Origin of the sequence: Falsiroseomonas sp. HW251 (genome assembly GCF_050563545.1) — a bacterium.
Taxonomy (GTDB): domain Bacteria; phylum Pseudomonadota; class Alphaproteobacteria; order Acetobacterales; family Acetobacteraceae; genus Falsiroseomonas.
The window spans coordinates 149,506-165,210 of sequence record NZ_JBNXUM010000003.1; the positions used below are offsets into that span (position 1 = coordinate 149,506).

16 protein-coding genes are annotated in these 15,705 nt (G+C 71.6%); 11 read left to right on the forward strand and 5 right to left on the reverse strand.

Translation table 11 applies throughout. The features are described 5' to 3' along the window. Nucleotides 1-4: 4 nt before the first annotated feature. Nucleotides 5-1,513 carry an ABC transporter substrate-binding protein gene (locus ACLF3M_RS04385; RefSeq protein WP_430655635.1) on the forward strand — a complete coding sequence of 503 codons (1,509 nt, stop codon included), beginning with the start codon at nt 5-7 and terminating at the stop codon, nt 1,511-1,513. Nucleotides 1,514-1,517: 4 nt separating this feature from the next. Next, the gene (locus tag ACLF3M_RS04390; protein ID WP_430655636.1) at nt 1,518-2,582 is read left to right on the forward strand and encodes a maleylacetate reductase; all 1,065 of its coding nucleotides are present in this window, start codon (nt 1,518-1,520) and stop codon (nt 2,580-2,582) included. Nucleotides 2,583-2,634: 52 nt separating this feature from the next. On the opposite strand, the gene ACLF3M_RS04395 is transcribed toward ACLF3M_RS04390, so the two are convergent. Next, on the reverse strand, nt 2,635-3,195 hold the full coding sequence (locus ACLF3M_RS04395) for an NADPH-dependent FMN reductase (protein ID WP_430655637.1): 561 nt from the start codon (nt 3,193-3,195) through the stop codon (nt 2,635-2,637). A gap of 32 nt (nt 3,196-3,227) precedes the next feature. After that, nucleotides 3,228-3,842, reverse strand: coding sequence for a nuclear transport factor 2 family protein (locus tag ACLF3M_RS04400; protein WP_430655638.1), 615 nt, complete (start codon nt 3,840-3,842; stop codon nt 3,228-3,230). 119 nt (nt 3,843-3,961) lie between these two features. On the opposite strand from ACLF3M_RS04400, the gene ACLF3M_RS04405 reads away from it, so the two are divergent. Further along, complete coding sequence (locus ACLF3M_RS04405; protein ID WP_430655639.1) at nt 3,962-4,957, forward strand: Bug family tripartite tricarboxylate transporter substrate binding protein; 996 nt, start codon at nt 3,962-3,964, stop codon at nt 4,955-4,957. Between the two features lie 6 nt (nt 4,958-4,963). Here the strand turns inward: ACLF3M_RS04405 and ACLF3M_RS04410 are convergent, their stop codons facing one another. After that, complete coding sequence (locus ACLF3M_RS04410) at nt 4,964-6,352, reverse strand: amidase (protein ID WP_430655640.1); 1,389 nt, start codon at nt 6,350-6,352, stop codon at nt 4,964-4,966. Then, nucleotides 6,349-6,522, reverse strand: a complete 174-nt coding sequence (locus ACLF3M_RS04415) for a hypothetical protein (protein ID WP_430655641.1) — start codon at nt 6,520-6,522, stop codon at nt 6,349-6,351. Before ACLF3M_RS04415 ends, ACLF3M_RS04410 begins: the two co-directional genes overlap by 4 nt. A 97-nt stretch (nt 6,523-6,619) precedes the next feature. Between ACLF3M_RS04415 and ACLF3M_RS04420 the strand changes: the two genes are divergently transcribed. After that, entirely contained in the window at nt 6,620-7,597 is a 978-nt protein-coding gene (locus ACLF3M_RS04420; RefSeq protein ID WP_430655642.1) for an NADPH:quinone reductase, read from the forward strand. Here ACLF3M_RS04420 and ACLF3M_RS04425 read toward each other — a convergent pair whose 3' ends face one another. Next, nucleotides 7,598-7,846 carry a DUF6489 family protein gene (locus ACLF3M_RS04425; RefSeq protein ID WP_430655643.1) on the reverse strand — a complete coding sequence of 83 codons (249 nt, stop codon included), beginning with the start codon at nt 7,844-7,846 and terminating at the stop codon, nt 7,598-7,600. A 94-nt stretch (nt 7,847-7,940) separates the two neighbouring features. Here ACLF3M_RS04425 and ACLF3M_RS04430 point away from each other — a divergent pair, with 94 nt between their 5' ends. Genes ACLF3M_RS04430 through ACLF3M_RS04460 form a run of 7 tightly spaced genes read left to right on the forward strand, consistent with a single transcriptional unit; the run spans nt 7,941 to nt 15,670 of the window. Continuing rightward, complete coding sequence (locus ACLF3M_RS04430; protein WP_430655644.1) at nt 7,941-9,683, forward strand: SMP-30/gluconolactonase/LRE family protein; 1,743 nt, start codon at nt 7,941-7,943, stop codon at nt 9,681-9,683. Nucleotides 9,684-9,703: 20 nt separating this feature from the next. Next, nucleotides 9,704-10,987 (forward strand): ABC transporter substrate-binding protein, encoded by a 1,284-nt coding sequence (locus tag ACLF3M_RS04435; protein ID WP_430655645.1) that lies wholly within the window; start codon nt 9,704-9,706, stop codon nt 10,985-10,987. Then, the gene (locus ACLF3M_RS04440) at nt 10,988-11,911 is read left to right on the forward strand and encodes a carbohydrate ABC transporter permease (RefSeq protein ID WP_430655646.1); all 924 of its coding nucleotides are present in this window, start codon (nt 10,988-10,990) and stop codon (nt 11,909-11,911) included. After that, nucleotides 11,908-12,747 carry a carbohydrate ABC transporter permease gene (locus ACLF3M_RS04445; protein ID WP_430655647.1) on the forward strand — a complete coding sequence of 280 codons (840 nt, stop codon included), beginning with the start codon at nt 11,908-11,910 and terminating at the stop codon, nt 12,745-12,747. Before ACLF3M_RS04440 ends, ACLF3M_RS04445 begins: the two co-directional genes overlap by 4 nt. Beyond that, nucleotides 12,744-13,523 (forward strand): SDR family NAD(P)-dependent oxidoreductase, encoded by a 780-nt coding sequence (locus tag ACLF3M_RS04450; RefSeq protein WP_430655648.1) that lies wholly within the window; start codon nt 12,744-12,746, stop codon nt 13,521-13,523. Before ACLF3M_RS04445 ends, ACLF3M_RS04450 begins: the two co-directional genes overlap by 4 nt. Next, nucleotides 13,520-14,686, forward strand: a complete 1,167-nt coding sequence (locus tag ACLF3M_RS04455; protein ID WP_430655649.1) for a mandelate racemase/muconate lactonizing enzyme family protein — start codon at nt 13,520-13,522, stop codon at nt 14,684-14,686. Before ACLF3M_RS04450 ends, ACLF3M_RS04455 begins: the two co-directional genes overlap by 4 nt. Before the next feature lie 18 nt (nt 14,687-14,704). After that, complete coding sequence (locus tag ACLF3M_RS04460) at nt 14,705-15,670, forward strand: tripartite tricarboxylate transporter substrate binding protein (protein WP_430655650.1); 966 nt, start codon at nt 14,705-14,707, stop codon at nt 15,668-15,670. The last annotated feature ends 35 nt before the right edge of the window (nt 15,671-15,705 follow it).

Consider the following 15,705-nt stretch of genomic DNA (forward strand, 5'->3'; position numbering starts at 1 on the left):
ACGCATGCGGCGTGGCATCGCAACGGCGGCGCTGGGCATGGCGCTGGCCGCGGGCGCGCAGGCGCAGACGCTCCGTGTCGGCCAGGCCGGCGACACCATGGGCACGGCAGACCCGCACCGGGCGGTGGCCACCCAGGACAAGTCGCTGCTGTCCTGGGCCTATGACGGGCTGGTGAGATTCCCGCCGGGCAGCGCCGATCCCGCGCGTCTGGAGCCCGACCTCGCCGAGAGCTTCGAGCGATCCGCGGACGGGCGCAGCTTCACCTTTCGGCTTCGCCCCGGTGTGCGCTTCCACGACGGCAACTCCCTGGAAGCCGAGGACGTCGTCTTCTCGCTCCGGCGTTCCGCCGACCCGCGGCGCAGCGCCTTCGCCGGCGACTACGCCGCGGTGACGGGCGTGGAGCTTATCGACGCCATGACGGTCCGCGTAACGCTGCGCGATCCCGTGGCGGGGGCGCTGGGCCTGTTCGCGAACTACCATGGCGGGATGATCGTTTCGCGCCGCGCGGATGCGGGCGGGCAGCAACCCGGCACCGGCCCCTTCCGTCTGGTGAGCGCGACGGGCGGAACGGCGCGCATGGTCGCCTTCGACGAGCATTGGCGGGGGCGTCCCGCGATCCGCGCCATCGACCAGCGCTTCATCACCTCCGACGCGACGCGGGAGCTCGCTTTCACCGCCGGCGAATTGGACCTCATCATGGGCCGCCGCGAGCAACGCTGGGTGGAGCGGATGCGCGCGCAGCCCAACACGGCGGTGGACGTCTTCTCGCCGGGCGAGTTCCGCACCCTGCTGATCAGCCGCCGCAACGCACCGCTGGATGATCCGCGCGTGCGCCGTGCGATCCAGCACGCGGTGGACCCGCAGGCCATCGCGCGCTTCGTCGGGCTGGACGTCGCGACGCCCTGGCCGAGCCCGGTGCCGCCGGGCTATCTCGGCACGACCGAGGACGTGCCGCGATTCGCGCCCGACCCGAACCGGTCCCGGGCCCTGCTGGCCGAGGCCGGGCACCCCAACGGCATCACCATCCGCGCCGTCGTCTCCTCCATCTCGGCCCAGCTGCCGATCATGGAGGTGATCCAGGCCCAGCTCCGGCGCGCCAACATCCGGCTCGAGATGGATGTGGTGGAGCATGCGACCTATCACGCGCGCATCCGGCAGGACCTGTCGCAGCTGACATTCTACGGCGCGGCGCGCTACCCCGTGGCGGACAGCTACCTCACCCAGTTCTACCATTCCGACAGCGCGCCAGGCAGGCCGAACGCCTCGCTGAACTTCGCGCATTGCGGCGCCGCGGACGCCGAGATCGACGCGGCGCGCGCCGAGCCGAACGAGGCGCGGCAGATGGCGCTCTGGGCCGAGGCGCAGCGCAGGATCCTCGAGGCCGGCTGTTCCGTGCCGCTCTTCGACCTCAGGCAGGTCTGGGTGCGGCGGAGCAACCTCAACTACGGCTATCGGCTGGAGGGTGCGCTGAACCTCGGGCCGGCCATCACCCACGCCACCCGACTGGAGTAGCGCCATGCGCGGCTTCACCTGGACCGGCCTGCCGTCCCGCGTCGTCTTCGGCAGCGGCACGCTGGCACGCCTGCCCGACGAGCTGGACGCGATGGGGCTGAAGCGCGTGCTCGTCCTGTCGACCCCACCGCAGGAGAAGGAAGCACGGGCGCTCGCGTCGCGGCTGGGCGGGCGAGCGGCGGGCGTCTTCGCCGGCGCGGTGATGCACACGCCGGTCGAGGTGTCGCAACGAGCGGTCGCGCTGGCGCAACAGCTCGACGCGGATGGGACGGTGGCGGTCGGCGGCGGTTCCACCATCGGGCTCGGCAAGGCGATCGCGCTTCGCACGGACCTGCCGCAGGTCGCCGTGCCGACGACCTATGCCGGCAGCGAGATGACGACGATCCTCGGCGAGACCGCGGGCGGGGAGAAGCGCACCCAGCGCACGCTGAAGGTGCTGCCGGAGCTCGTGATCTACGACGTGGAGCTCACCCTGTCCCTGCCGCCGGCGCTGTCGGCGACATCGGGGCTGAACGCCGTCGCGCATGCCGTGGAGGCGCTCTATGCGCCGGACTGCAACCCCGTGGTGTCGCTGATGGCGGAAGAGGCGATCGGCGCCCTGGCTCGTGGCCTGCCGCGTGTCGTCGCCGCGCCCCGCGACGTGGAAGGCCGGTCCGACGCGCTCTACGGCGCCTGGCTCTGCGGGGCGGTGCTCGGGATGGTCGCGATGTCGCTGCATCACAAGCTCTGCCACGTGCTGGGCGGGAGCTTCGGGCTGCCGCATGCCGAAACGCATGCGGTCGTCCTGCCCCATGCCACGGCCTACAACGCCGCACACGCGCCGGACGCCATGGCGCGGATTGCGCGCGCGCTGGGCGCGCCGCAGGCCGCGACGGGCCTGCACGAGCTGGCGAAGCGGCTGGGCGCGCCGCTCGCGCTGCGCGATCTCGGCCTGAAGGAGGGCGATCTCGATCGCGTGGCAGAGATCGCGAGCCGCGACCCCTATGCGAATCCACGGCCAATCGAACGGGCGGGGATAAGGAAGCTTCTCGGGGATGCCTCTGCGGGCAATCCGCCGGCCTGCGGGTAGGAGGCGATGTCCGCCTCCAGCGCCACCGACCGGTCAAGGATGCGGCGCTGCATCAGCGGCGCAGCCGCAGCGTCCAGTCGCGCAACGCAACCATCTGTTGCGCGATCAGGCCGCGCGCCGTTTCGTCCGTCAGCCGGCCCTCCGCGTCGAACTTGGACGCGGCGGCGCCGATCAGCACTTCCGGCTTGTTCAGCAGCATGGCGTTCAGACCCGCCAGGATTTTGCGCAGATCGTATTGCGACCGCGCCGTCCCGTAGGCGCCACCGGCCGCGCCCATGATGGCGACAGGCTTGCCGTCGAAGGGTTGGTCCGGCACGCGGGACGCCCAGTCGATCGCGTTCTTCAGCACGCCGGAAATCGAGAAGTTGTATTCGGGGCTCGCGATCAGCAGGGCATCCGCTTCCTTGATCATCGCGCGAAAGGCCGCCACCGCGGGCGGGTAGCCGCTGCCCGTGCGGAGATCGTCGTCATAGGGCGGGATGTTGCGCAGTCCTTCGTACAGGTTGACCTGCATGCCGTCCGGCGCGAGCTCGGCGGCCATCCGCAGGATGCTGGTGTTGAAGGACGCCTTGCGCAGGCTGCCCGAGATCGCCATCACCTTCAGCACGCTCATGCATCCATCCTCTCTCTGTCGACTGACTCTTGTCAGGCCGGCCAGGCCAGCGTCTCGCCGCGCAGCCAGGCAGCGCCGGCGCGATACAGCGCTTCGACGCGCTCGCCCTTCAGCCCCGGCATGTCGCGCTTCACCTCGTAGCCGATGCGGGTCTGGAGGTACGCCAGGTGGCGGTAGCCCTCGGGGAAGCGGGCCAGCAGCTCCTTGTCGAGAACGAGGCGCGCGGCCGGGTCTACCGGGTCCATGCGATCCTTCTCATAGATGGGCTGGCGCATCACGATGCCGAGCCGGCCGGCGCGTTCCTCCACGAAGTCGTAGAAGCGGCCGGTGCAGACGACGTCCACCAGCACGCCTTCGACTTCGGCGCGCTGGCTGATCGTCATCTTGGTCTGCGCGATGGCGCGCGCGCCCGCGACGTCCACGCTGATCCCGCCGAGGAAATGCAGGATGGACACGCCCTTGGCCCAGCCGGCCTGGCTGGCCGCGATGAAATCGGCGGCCGGTGCCTGGCACCAGGTCGCCATCATGAAGCCGTCCTCGTGCCAGCAGGTCCGGAACCGCTCCCAGTCGCCGGCATCGCGCCAGATCGCCCAGTTCTGGACGAGTTCGGCCACGCGCTGTCGCTGGGCCATCGCGGCATCGGACATGGGGCAGGTCTCCGGAGCGTGGCGCGTCCGGTAGATCGCGGCGCGGGGACGGTCAAGCGACACCCTGCTTGAAGGATGCCGCCTGCCGTGCGAAGGCCGCGAGGACGGAGGAAAACGGCATGACGCTCGCCCTGCCCCGCCGCGCGCTGCTCGGCGCCGCGGCCTTGATGCCCCTTGGCGCGGCGGCACAGACCGCCCGTCGCGCCTGGCCCGACCGGCCGATCCGCTTCCTGCAGGGCTTCGCCGCCGGCGGCGCCACCGACATCATCGCGCGCCTGCTGGCGCCAGCCATGGCGGCGGAGCTCGGCCAGCCCGTCGTCGTGGAGAACCGCCCCGGCGCGGGAGGCACGCTGGCGGCCGAGGCGCTCGCGCGCGCGTCGAAGGACGGCACGACGCTGATGCTGATCAACAACGGCTTCGCGGTCTCCGCCGCGCTGTACCGCCGCCTGCCCTATGACCCGGTCACCGATGTGGACCCGGTCTCGCTCGTCTGCTCGGTCGGCCTGGTGCTGCTCGCGGGGCCCGCCAGCGCGCCGGATGCGGTGGCGGATTTCACCGACCTGGTGCGGCGGGCGAAGGCACAGCCCGAGCGGCTGAACGTCGCGACGGTCGGCGTCGGCAGCACGCAGCACCTGGTGGCGGAAGCCGTGCAGGCCGCGGGCGGCTTCAGGATGACGCATGTCGCCTATCGCGGCACACCGGCGGCCCTGATCGGGCTGCGAAATGCCGAGGTCCAGGCGGTCGTCGAGCCGATCTCGGCCGTGCTCGGCCAGATCCGCGGCGGCGAGGCCCGCGCGCTGGCAGTAACGTCGAGGGAGCGTTCGCCGCTGCTGCCGGACGTGCCGACGGTGGCGGAACTGCTCGGCCAGCCGGATTTCGACATCCAGACCTGGTACGCCGTCGCCGCGCCGATGGGCACGCCGGAGGACATCCTGGTTCGCCTGGACGAGGTGACGCGCGCCGCCGTCGCGGTGCCGGACGTTCGGACGCGGCTGATCGAGCTCGGCGTGTCGCCGCGAAGCCTGGGGTCGCGGGCCGAGGTCCGCGCGATGGTGCGCGAGGAGATCGAGCGCTGGCGCCGCGTGGTCGCCAGCGCCAACATCGAGCAGCAGTAGGGTCGGCTAGTCCGGCGCCATGGCCGGCCGGCGGCGGTGCCACTCCGTTTCCTGCTGGTAGGCATGCGCGGCGCGGAGAACGAGCGCGTCGGCGAATGCCGGGCCGGCGATCTGCATGCCCGTCGGCATGTCGCCGGAGCCGAAGCCCGTGCAGACCGACACCGAGGGCCCGCCCGTGACGTTGAAGGGCGCGGCCAGCGAGCCAAGCTCGAAGACGCCGTAGCGGGAGACATCCTCGATCCGCGGCGCCTCCCCGGGCTGGCCGACCGTCACCAGCAGGTCGTGGCTGGCGAAGGCGCGGGCCATGGCGGCGCAGAGCACGCGGCGATGGCGCTGGGCGCGCAGGTAGTCCTCGCTGCCAATGGCCGCGCCCAGCACCACGCGTTCCCGGAACAGCGATCCGTAGTCGAAGAAGCGCTCGCGCAGCCAGGGCGCATGGATCGCATGCGCCTCGGCGATCATGATGGTGGCGGCGACGGCGTGCCATTCGGCAAGCGGCGGCAGTGCGACATCGGCGACCGTCGCGCCGAGGTCGCGGAAGACGCCGAGCGCGGCGTCGAGGTTGGCGAGCATCGCCGGGCTCGCGCGGTTGTCGGCTTCGTGGAAATGGCGGATCACGCCGATCCGCAGCCCCTTCAGCCCGGCGCCGAGCGTGTCGAGACCCGCGGCGGCGCGGCCGGCCGAGGCCGGGTCTTCCGCGTCGGCGCCGGCCATGACCTGCAGCAGCAGCGCGCAATCCTCCGCCGTGCGGGCCATCGGACCGACATGGTCCAGCGACTGCGCCAGCGGGAAGACGCCGCTGCGCCCGACCAGGCCGTAGCTCGGCTTGATGCCGGTGATTCCGCAGAAATGCGCGGGCGAGCGGATCGAGCCCATGGTGTCCGTGCCGGTGGCGCCAAGCACCAGCCCGGCGGCGACCGCCGCGCCCGACCCGCTGCTCGATCCCCCAGTGAAGCGCGCGGGATCCCAGGGATTGCGCGCAGGCGGCGTCGGCAGGTCGAAGGACGGGCCGCCCAACGCGAATTCATGCGTCGTCAACTTGCCGAGCAACACGGTGCCCGCCGCAGCAAGACGCGACGCGGCCGCGCCGTCGGCGGCGGGGACATGGCCCGTTCGGATGCGGGAACAGCAGGTCGTCTCGATCCCCGCAGTGGCCACGATGTCCTTGTGCGCGAACGGAATGCCGTCCAGCGGGCCGAGCGGCGCCCCGGCGGCGTGGCGTGCCTCCGACGCACGGGCACCCGCCAGCGCGCGTTCCTCCGTGACCTTCACGAAGGCATGCAGTTGCCCGTTCAGCCGAGCGATGCGGTCCAGGCAGGCCCTGGTCAGTTCCACCGGCGAGAGGCGCTTCGCGCGGAAGGCGGCGCCGGCCTCCGCGATTGTTGCCGGCATCATCGCGCGGCGTCCGGGCGGAAGGTGGTGGCGGGCTCGGCCTCGGCCGGCGTGCGGCCGACCAGCTTCAGCATGGCCTGCAGCAACTGATGGCCGCGCGACAGGTCCGTTACCGCTTCCTGCGGCAGGTCGTAGCCGGCGCGGCGAAGCTGATCGGCAAGCGGCTCGGGCATGGCGGGGTCCTCCGGGGCGCGGAGCCTAGGACAGGTCGCGCCTCTTGGCGAAGCCGGGCCGGCGGATGACATAGCGTCACGAACGGAGGAACACGCGATGCGCGCAGCCTGGTACGAACGCAACGGCCCCGCCCGGGACGTGCTGGTGGTGGGTGAGATGCCGACGCCCTCGCCCGGTCCCGGAGAGGTGCTGGTACGCCTGGCGACCTCCGGCGTGAACCCGTCGGACTGGAAGACCAGGTCGGGCACGCGACCGATGGCCGCGCCGCGCGTCATCCCGCACAGCGACGGGGCGGGCGTGATCGAGGCCGTGGGCGAGGGCGTGGACCGCGCGCGCATCGGCGAGCGGATCTGGATCTGGAATGGCCAGTGGAAGCGCGCCTTCGGCACGGCGGCAGAGTACATCGCGCTGCCCGCCGCGCAGGCCGTGCGGCTGCCGCATGATACGGGATTCGAGGCCGGCGCCTGCCTGGGCATCCCCGCGCTGACAGCCTGGCGCGCGGTGCAGACCGATGGTGGCGTGGCCGGCCAGACCGTGCTGGTGGCGGGCGGCGCCGGGGCAGTCGGCCACTACGCCATCCAGATGGCGAAGCTGCTCGGCGCGGCGCGCGTGATCGCGACGGTCAGTTCCGCCGCGAAGGCCGCGCATGCCTGCGCGGCCGGCGCCGACGAGGTCATCGACTACCGCACTGAAAACGTCGTGGAGCGCGTGCGCGACCTCACGCGCGGGTGCGGCGTGGACCGGGTGGTGGAGGTGGACCTCGCGGCCAATGCCGCGCTGCTGCCGCAGGTCGTGGCACGCGACGGCCTCTGCGCCTGCTACGGCTCGGGCAAGGCGGATGTGACGCTGTCCTTCGGACCGATGATCCTGTCGGGCGCCGCGATCCGCTTCTTCATCGTCTACGAACTGTCGGAACAGGCCCGCGCGCAGGGTGTTGCCCAGGTCAATGCCTGGCTCGAGGCCGGCAAGCTCCGGCACGCGATCGGCAAGGTGCTGCCGCTCGCGGACATCGTGGCCGCGCATGAGGCGGTCGAGGCCGGCGCGGTCATGGGCAACGTCGTGCTGGCCTGCTGATCAGCCGCCGGGCTTGTCGGGTCCAGGGCCGGCGGCGCCGCGCAGCGCCCTCAGCAGCGCCTCCGGGATCTGCGGCATGAGGGGGAGCCAGGCCCGCAGCAACGCATCGGGCGAGGTGGCGGAGGCTGCCTCCGCCATGCGCGCCTGCATCCTCTCCATCGCTGCGGCCTGTAGCGGCGCGACATCGGGCAGGCCGAGGAAGCGCCGGGCTTCCTCCGGCGTGCAGTCCACTTCCATCGTAACCTTCACGGCCCCTCTCCCGGCTTGGCTCCGGGTGGAACGCGCTGCGGCGCGCGATGTCGCACCCGACACTTGACCACATGCTGGTCGCTATGCCCACATGGTGAGAACGAAGGGCGTCCAGGTGCAGGCAAGCAAGGCCAGGCGGGTCGAAGCCGCCGCGAACGACGCGGCGCAGGATGCCGCACAAGGCACGCAGGCCCTGGTCCGTGCGCTGCGCCTGCTCGATCTCGTGACAGCCGCACCCGCCCCCCTGCGGACCGCCGCCGTCGCCGAGGCGGCCGGCCTGTCGCGTGCCACCGTCCACCGCATGCTGGGCGCACTGGCCGAGGCGGGGCTGCTGCGGCAGGACGCCGAGACCGGCGCCTGGCGGCTCGGCCTCAAGATCTTCGAGATGGCGCACCGGGTCTGGGATTCCTTTGACCTGCGCGGCGCGGCGGAGCCCGAGCTCGCGCGCCTGGCGGCGCTCAGCGGCGAGACCGCGCGACTCGCGCTGCTCGACGGAGACGGGTGCCTCTATGTCGACCAGCGCGAAGCGGCGCGGCCGGGCGTGCGGCTCGGCAACGGCGTCGGCGCGCGGGCGGCGCTGCATGGCTCGGCCTGCGGGAAGGCGATGCTGGCGAACCTGCCGCCGCCCGAACGCCGCCGGCGCATCGCTGCGCTCACACTGACGGCGCTGACACCGGCGACGATCACGGACGCGAAGGACTTCGGGCGCGAGCTCGATCTCGTGAAGGCGCGGGGCTACGCGGTCTCGGTCGAGGAGAGCACGGAGGGCGTCGCCGGCGTCGCAGCGCCGGTGCTGGACCACCTCGGCACACCGATCGCCGCGGTATGCGTGCTCGGCCCCAGCTTCCGCCTGCCTCCCGATCGCCTGCACGCGCTGGGGCGCGAGGTGATCGAGGCCGCACGGCGCATCTCCGGCAATGCGGGACACGTGGACATGTCGATCGCCACCACGCGGCCCACGGCGCCGCCAAGCCCCGGCGTGCGCGTCGCCGTCGAGGTGCAGCCCTTCCTCGGCGAAGGGCCGGTCTGGCTCGGCGAGAAGCTGCTCTGGGTGGATATCCTGGCGCCTGCCCTGCACCTGAGCGACCCGTCGCGCGGGACGGACGAGGCGATTGCGATGCCCGATCTCGTCGGCGCCGTCGTACCTCGGCGCAATGGGGGCTTTGTCGCAGCGATGGGCGGCGGCTTCCGCGTGCTGGACGAGACGGGACGCGTCGGCGAGACGCTGCGCACTGTGGAGGCCGACAAGCCGGGCAACCGGTTCAACGACGGCAAGTGCGACCGCGCCGGCCGCTTCTTTGCCGGCACCATGGCGATGGACGCCGGACCGGGCCAGGGCACGCTGTGGCGGCTTGATCCGGACCGGGCGCTGACGCCGGTGGAGACGGGACTGCATGTCTCGAACGGGCTGGGCTGGAGCCCGGATGACCGTGTTTTCTACTTCACCGACACGGGGTCGCGGACGATCTGGGCGTATGACTACGACATCGCCACCGGCGCGGCGGCGAACCGACGGCCCTTCGCCAGCTTCGTGGACGGCGTGGCCAAGCCGGACGGGCTGGCGGTGGACGCCGAGGGCTTCGTCTGGACGGCGCTGTGGGATGGCTGGGGCGTCGCGCGGCACGCGCCGGATGGGCGGCTGGACCGGTTCGTCTCGCTGCCGGTGCCGCGGCCGACGAGCCTGGCCTTCGGCGGGCCCGGCCTGCGCACGCTTTTCGTGACCAGCGCGCGGGTGCGGCTTTCGGCGGCGCAGCTGGCCGACGCGCCGCTTTCCGGATCGGTCTTCGCCTTCGAGCCGGGCGCGCCGGGACTGCCCGTCGGCGTCTTCGCGGGATGAATGGGATGGGAGGAAGGATGATGACGAATTTCTCGATCGGCCGCCGCGCGGTGCTCGCGGGAGGCGCGGCGCTGTTCGCGCCGAGGCTGGCGCGCGCGCAGGGGCAGACCCTGACCTATGTCGGCTGGAGCCATGACGAGGCGGCGTCGAAGCCCGTGCTGACCGAGGCCTTCGACCGCTTTCGTGCGGCGAATGCCGGCATCCGGCTCGACACGATCGGCTTTCCCTGGGCGCAGATGCAGCAGAACCTGGTCCTGCGCATCCGGTCCAACCAGCCGATGGACGTCGCGCAGTTGGCCGAGCGCTGGTTGCCGCAATTCGGCACGGTCCTGCGCGCGGCCGATGTGCGGGAGGTCTTCCCGGACCTCGAGCAGAGGATCGACCCGGGCCTGCTGCGCATCGGCCAGGTCGGCGGCAAGCAGCTGGCGCTGCCCTGGACAGCGGCCTCCATCGGCATGGTGGGCAACCGCAAGGTGCTGGCCGATGCCGGCGTGACGGAGATGCCGCGCAGCGTGGATGCCTTTGCCGACGCGCTGCGGAAGGTGAAGCGCAGCCAGCCAGAGGCGGTGCCCTATTCCTTCGCGACGAAGAACAACCTGACGATGTCGCCGGACTTCCAGGTCTGGCTCTGGACCTTTGGCGGCAAGCTGTTCGACGCCGAGGACAAGGTCGCGGTGGAGTCCGATGCGGGCCGGGCGGCGCTGACCTTCCTGGCCGACCTCGCGAAAGACGGGCTGATCGCGCGCGACGTGGACCGGCCGGACAGCCGGCGCCTCTTCGGGCAGAACCGCACGGCGTTCTATCACGACGCGCCGCTGGCGCGGGGCTTCGCGCGCGACAATTCCGGCCAGGGCGCCGCCTTCGACGCCAATGTCGCGGCGGTGGCGACGCCGGTGCTTCGCAGCGGCGATCCCACGCGGTCGCTGATGTGGGGCCACCTTCTGACCCTGCCCAATCCGCGCGGCGCGCGTATCGCGGGCGATTCGGCGGGGCCGAAGCTGATGCGCTTCCTCGCAATGGATGACGACACGCAGCTCCGCTACTTCCGCGCGGTCGGGTTGTTCCCGGTCACGCGCAGCGCGATCGCCAGCCTTGGGTCCGACAGCTACGTCGTGGAATGGACGCGCAACGCCGGCACGGCGGAGATGGACGAGCCCTCGACCTGGCCGAACGCCGCTGATCTCACGAACATCGTGGGCGAGGAAGTCCAGGCCGCGCTGCTGCAGGCCAAGCCGCCAGCCCAGGCCATCGCCGACATGGCGAGCCGGCTGCGTCGCGCGACTGCGAACCAGCGGCGGACCTGAATGGACGGCATGGCACTGCGCGGCGTGGCGGCGGCGCCGCGCCCAGGCGGCCTGGCACGCCGCCAGGCGCGCTTCGGCCTGCTGCTCGCCATGCCGGCCATGGCCGCCTTCGGCACGGTGATCCTCTATCCCTTCCTGGATTCGCTGCGGCGCGCCTTCTACGAGGACACGCTGATGACGGTGGAGCCGACCTTCGTCGGCTTCGCCAACTTCGCGCAGCTGTGGGATGACGGGACGATCGTCGGGACCTGGCTGGTCACGGTCGTCTTCGTCGTGCTGACGACGGCCGCGACCTTCGCGCTGGGCCTGGCGTGGGCGATCATCCTGAACGAGCGGTTCCCCGCGCGGACGCTGGTGCGTGCTGCCTCGCTGTTGCCCTGGGTGCTGCCGAGCACGGTCGTCGCCTTCCTCTGGGCCTGGCTGCTGAATGGGCAGTACGGCGTGCTGAACGCAGTGTTGCTGACCCTGGGCATCCTGGACGAACCGGTCGCCTGGCTCGCGACCTCCTCCGGCGCAATGGCGGGGATCGTGCTGGCCAAGACCTGGTTGTCCATCCCGCTCTTCGCGGCCTTCCTGCTGGCGGGGCTGCAGGGCCTGCCGAAGGAACAGGTGGAGGCCGCACGCATCGACGGCGCCCACAACTGGCAGGTCTTCCGGCACGTCGCCTGGCCGCATCTGCGCCCGACGGTCGCGGTGCTGCTCGTGCTCGGCGCGCTGGGCAATCTGCAGCAGTTCGACGTGATCTACGCCATGACGGGCGGCGGGCCCGTGCGCGCCACCACCGTGATGTCGGTCGAGGTGCAGCGCCAGGCCTTCCAGGCGTGGAATTTGGGGCTGGCCGCGGCGGTGGGCGTGATCTGGTTCCTAACCATCGCCGGCCCCGCCTATTTCCGGCTGCGCGGCATCATGAGGGAGGCCGCATGATCGACTTCGCCTCCCGCACCGCGCGCGCGATCTTCGCGCTGACCTTTGTCGCGATGGCGGCCTTCCTGGGCTTTCCCGTGTTCTGGATGGTCTCGACCGCCTTCAAGCCCGGCGCGGAGATCTTCGTCCGCTTCCCGACCCTGCTGCCCTCCGCGCCGACGCTCGAGAACTTCCGGGGCGTGCTGGGCCAGGGCGAGTTGCCGCTCTGGCTGACCAACTCGCTGCTGACCGCCGGCGGCGCCGCGCTGCTGACCACCGCGCTGGCGACGCTCGCCGCGCATTCCTTCGCACGGTTCCGCTACCGCGGGCGTAAGGCGATGATGGCGCTGATGATCTCGGCCCAGATGTTCCCCTTCGCGGTGCTGCTGATCTCGCTCTATCCGCTGCTGCAGGCCGTGGGGCTGCTGGACAGCCGGCTTGGGCTGACGATCGCCTACATCGTCTTCGCCCTGCCGACCGGAACCTACATGCTGTTCTCCTACTTCGTCCGCCTTCCGGAGGAGCTGATGGAGGCCGCGCGGATCGATGGGGCCTCGGAACTCGCGATCCTGTGGCGGGTGGTGCTGCCGGTCTCGGTCCCCGGGCTCGTTACCGTGGCGCTCTACTCCTTCATGTGGGCCTGGAACGACCTGCTCTACGCGATGACGCTGATCACCTCGCCGGGGCTACGGACGGTCGGGCCGGGGCTGCTGATGTCGCAGCTCGGCGAGATGCGGCAGGACTGGGGGGCGGCGATGGCGGCGTCGCTGGTGGCGTCCCTGCCGGTGGTCGTGGCCTTCGCGCTGGTTCAGCGCTGGTTCGTGCAGGGGCTGACGGCGGGGGCAGTGAAGGGATGAGGCTGGACGGCAAGCGCTGCATCGTCACCGGCGCCGCCGCCGGTATAGGCCGCGCCATCGCCCTGCGCTTCGCCGCGGCCGGCGCGACGCTGGTGCTGGCCGACCGCGACGATGCAGGGCTGGCGTCGCTGGACATCGGGGCCGAACGCGTCGTGGTGGACGTCACCGAAGCCGACGCGCCCGCGCGAATCCTGGCGCATGGCGTGCCCGACGTGCTGGTGAACAACGCAGGCGTGACCAGCGTGCGCCCACTGCTCGATACCGCCGACGCCGATTTCGACGCGACTATCGCAATCTGCCTGGCCAGCGCCTTCCGCCTGGCGCGTGAGGCGGTGCGGGCCATGACCGCCTGCGGCATTGGCGGCGCCATCGTCAACATGGCCTCGGTCAACGCGATGGTCGGGCAGCCCTGCGTCTCGGCCTATGCCGCGGCTAAGGGCGGGATCCATGCACTGACCCGCCAGCTCGCTGTCGAATGCGGGCCGCACGGCATTAGGGTCAACGCGCTCTCCCCCGGCCTGATCGTCACCGAGGCCTTCGCCGCCAGGCTCGACCCTGAGGACATCCGTCTGACCGTCGAGGCCTATCCGCTCGGTCGCCTCGGCAAGCCTGAGGACGTGGCCGAGGCCGCACTGTTCCTCGCCTCCGAAGCGTCCTCCTTCATCACCGGCGCCGACATTCCCGTCGATGGCGGTCTCACCGCGATGGCGGGCGCGGCCGTCGTCTCGCCGCGTATCCGCGCCTGGACCGGCCGCCCGCCCCTGAGGTTCGCATGACCGACGACAAGCTGCGCATCGTCTCCGCGAAGCACTGGATGCTGCGGATCCCGCTGCATGCCGACATGGAATGGGCGTCCGGCCGCCGCACCGGCGTGACGCGCCTGGTCGTCAGGCTGGAGACCGCCGGCGGCACGGTTGGCTGGGGCGAGACGATCTGCCTGCTGGACGCGATCCCCGCCGTGCTGGAACGCGTCGTGTTGCCCATCGCCCTGACCAAATCCGTGGACCAGGCGGAGGCGCTGCATCGCCACGTCCTCGGCGCCGGCTACTACCACCATAAGCGCGCCGCCGTGATGGCGATCTGCGCCGTCGAGATGGCGATGTGGGACGCCTTCGGCCGCGCCTGCGGCCAGCCGCTGCACCGCCTTTGGGGCGGGACCTGGCGCGACCGCGCGGCGATGGCCGCGTATATCCTGGCCGCCGATCCGGCGGCGGCGGCGGAAGCCGCGCGCGTCTACCTCGATCGCGGCCATCGCGAGTTCAAGGTGAAGATCGGCATGTCGGAAGCGACCGACATCGCCCTGGTGCGCGCAGTGCGGGAGGTCGTCGGCGACCGCCCGCTGCGCGCCGACGTCAACGGCGCCTGGACCCCCGGCACGGCGAAACGCATGCTGGAGCGCCTGCGCCCCTTCGACCTGCAATACATCGAGCAGCCGCTCGAGCTCGACGACCTCGCAGGCCACGCCGCGCTGCGCCGCAGCCAGCCCGTGCCGGTCGCGCTGGACGAGAGCGCCTACACGCTGTCCGACATCGGCAACATCGTGCGCGCCGAGGCCGCCGACGTCATCCTCCTCGACCCGCACGAGGCGAGCGGCCTCTGGCCCGTGGTGAAGCAGGCCGCGGTCTGCGAGAGCGTCGGCATCCCCGTCACGCTGCATTCCGGCGGTGAGCTCGGCCTGTCGCAGGCGGCCTATCTCCATCTCGCGGCGTCCATCCCGAACATGACGATCGCGCTCGACACCGAACGAGCACATCTCGCCGCCGACATCGTGCGGGAGGGCTTCGCGCTGGATGATGGCTGTTTCGCCGTGCCGACCGGCCCGGGCCTCGGCGTCACGGTCGACGAGGCCGCTGTGGAGCGCCACGCGGTGACGCGGATCGAAGGCGCCTATCTCGACGACCGGCGGCCGGGCTGGTTTCCGGTGAAGCCGGCCTACTGAGCCCAGGGAGGAACGACGATGATCGCCCGCCGCACGCTTCTCGCTACCCTCGCGCCGCCCGCCGTCGCGGCGGCGCAGGCGGCCTGGACACCCACGCGCCCGATCCGGATCGTCGTGCCGTACACCGCCGGCGGCGCCTCCGACATCTCGGCGCGCCTGATCGCGGAACGGCTGCGCGGCCCGCTCGGCCAGGCCGGCGTGGTGGAGAATCGCGCCGGTGCTTCGGGCATCATCGGTACGGATGCGGTGGCAAAGGCCGCGCCCGACGGGCAGACACTCGCGCTCGTCGCCTCGTCGCATGTCGCGAACAAGGCTCTGTTCCCTTCCCTGCCCTTCAACCCGATAGCCGATTTCGCGCCTATCATCCTGACCGCGCATGTCCAGATCGTGATGGTTGTGCCCGCGTCGCACCCCGCGCGCGACGTGCCGGGCTTCGTGGCCTGGGCGCGGGCGCAGAGCGGGCGAGCCGCCTACGCGTCCTCGGGCAACGGATCCAACCCGCACATCTTCGCGGCCGACCTGCTGAAGCGCGCGGGGGTGGAAATGGAGCACGTGACCTACCGCGGCTCCACCGCCGCCCATGCCGATCTGCTGGCGGGCCGGACGCAGATGATGTTCGACGCCTACGCCGCGGTGCAGCCGCACATCCAGGCCGGCACGCTGCGTATGCTGGCCCAGGCTGCGCCGCAGCGGTCCCGGCTGTTGCCGGACACGCCAACCGTCTCGGAAGGCGGCTTCCCCGGCTATGGCGCGACGTCCTGGGGTTGCCTGCTGGCGCCCGCGGGCACGCCGTCCGCCGCCATCGCCGCCCTGAATGGCGCGGCACGCGGCATCCTGGCGACCGACGAGATGCGCGAACGCCTGGCCCTGCTTGGCGCCGAACCCGCCGGCGGATCGCCGGAAGAGCTGCTGACCTTCATGCGCGGCGAACAGGCGCGCTACGTCGCCCTTATCACCGAACTCGGCATCAAGGGCGACAGCTGAGGCGCCCCCTGCCTCGTGCGCCGGCAGAGGCGGCC

Coding starts and splice junctions, on each gene's coding strand:
- ACLF3M_RS04450 (WP_430655648.1), top strand. CDS start 12,744: ATGAGGCTGGACGGCAAGCGCTGCATCGTCACCGGCGCCGCCGCCGGT.
- ACLF3M_RS04410 (WP_430655640.1), bottom strand. CDS start 6,352: ATGATGCCGGCAACAATCGCGGAGGCCGGCGCCGCCTTCCGCGCGAAG.
- ACLF3M_RS04420 (WP_430655642.1), top strand. CDS start 6,620: ATGCGCGCAGCCTGGTACGAACGCAACGGCCCCGCCCGGGACGTGCTG.
- ACLF3M_RS04400 (WP_430655638.1), bottom strand. CDS start 3,842: ATGTCCGATGCCGCGATGGCCCAGCGACAGCGCGTGGCCGAACTCGTC.
- ACLF3M_RS04405 (WP_430655639.1), top strand. CDS start 3,962: ATGACGCTCGCCCTGCCCCGCCGCGCGCTGCTCGGCGCCGCGGCCTTG.
- ACLF3M_RS04390 (WP_430655636.1), top strand. CDS start 1,518: ATGCGCGGCTTCACCTGGACCGGCCTGCCGTCCCGCGTCGTCTTCGGC.
- ACLF3M_RS04385 (WP_430655635.1), top strand. CDS start 5: ATGCGGCGTGGCATCGCAACGGCGGCGCTGGGCATGGCGCTGGCCGCG.
- ACLF3M_RS04460 (WP_430655650.1), top strand. CDS start 14,705: ATGATCGCCCGCCGCACGCTTCTCGCTACCCTCGCGCCGCCCGCCGTC.
- ACLF3M_RS04440 (WP_430655646.1), top strand. CDS start 10,988: ATGGACGGCATGGCACTGCGCGGCGTGGCGGCGGCGCCGCGCCCAGGC.
- ACLF3M_RS04395 (WP_430655637.1), bottom strand. CDS start 3,195: ATGAGCGTGCTGAAGGTGATGGCGATCTCGGGCAGCCTGCGCAAGGCG.
- ACLF3M_RS04445 (WP_430655647.1), top strand. CDS start 11,908: ATGATCGACTTCGCCTCCCGCACCGCGCGCGCGATCTTCGCGCTGACC.
- ACLF3M_RS04455 (WP_430655649.1), top strand. CDS start 13,520: ATGACCGACGACAAGCTGCGCATCGTCTCCGCGAAGCACTGGATGCTG.
- ACLF3M_RS04415 (WP_430655641.1), bottom strand. CDS start 6,522: ATGCCCGAGCCGCTTGCCGATCAGCTTCGCCGCGCCGGCTACGACCTG.
- ACLF3M_RS04435 (WP_430655645.1), top strand. CDS start 9,704: ATGACGAATTTCTCGATCGGCCGCCGCGCGGTGCTCGCGGGAGGCGCG.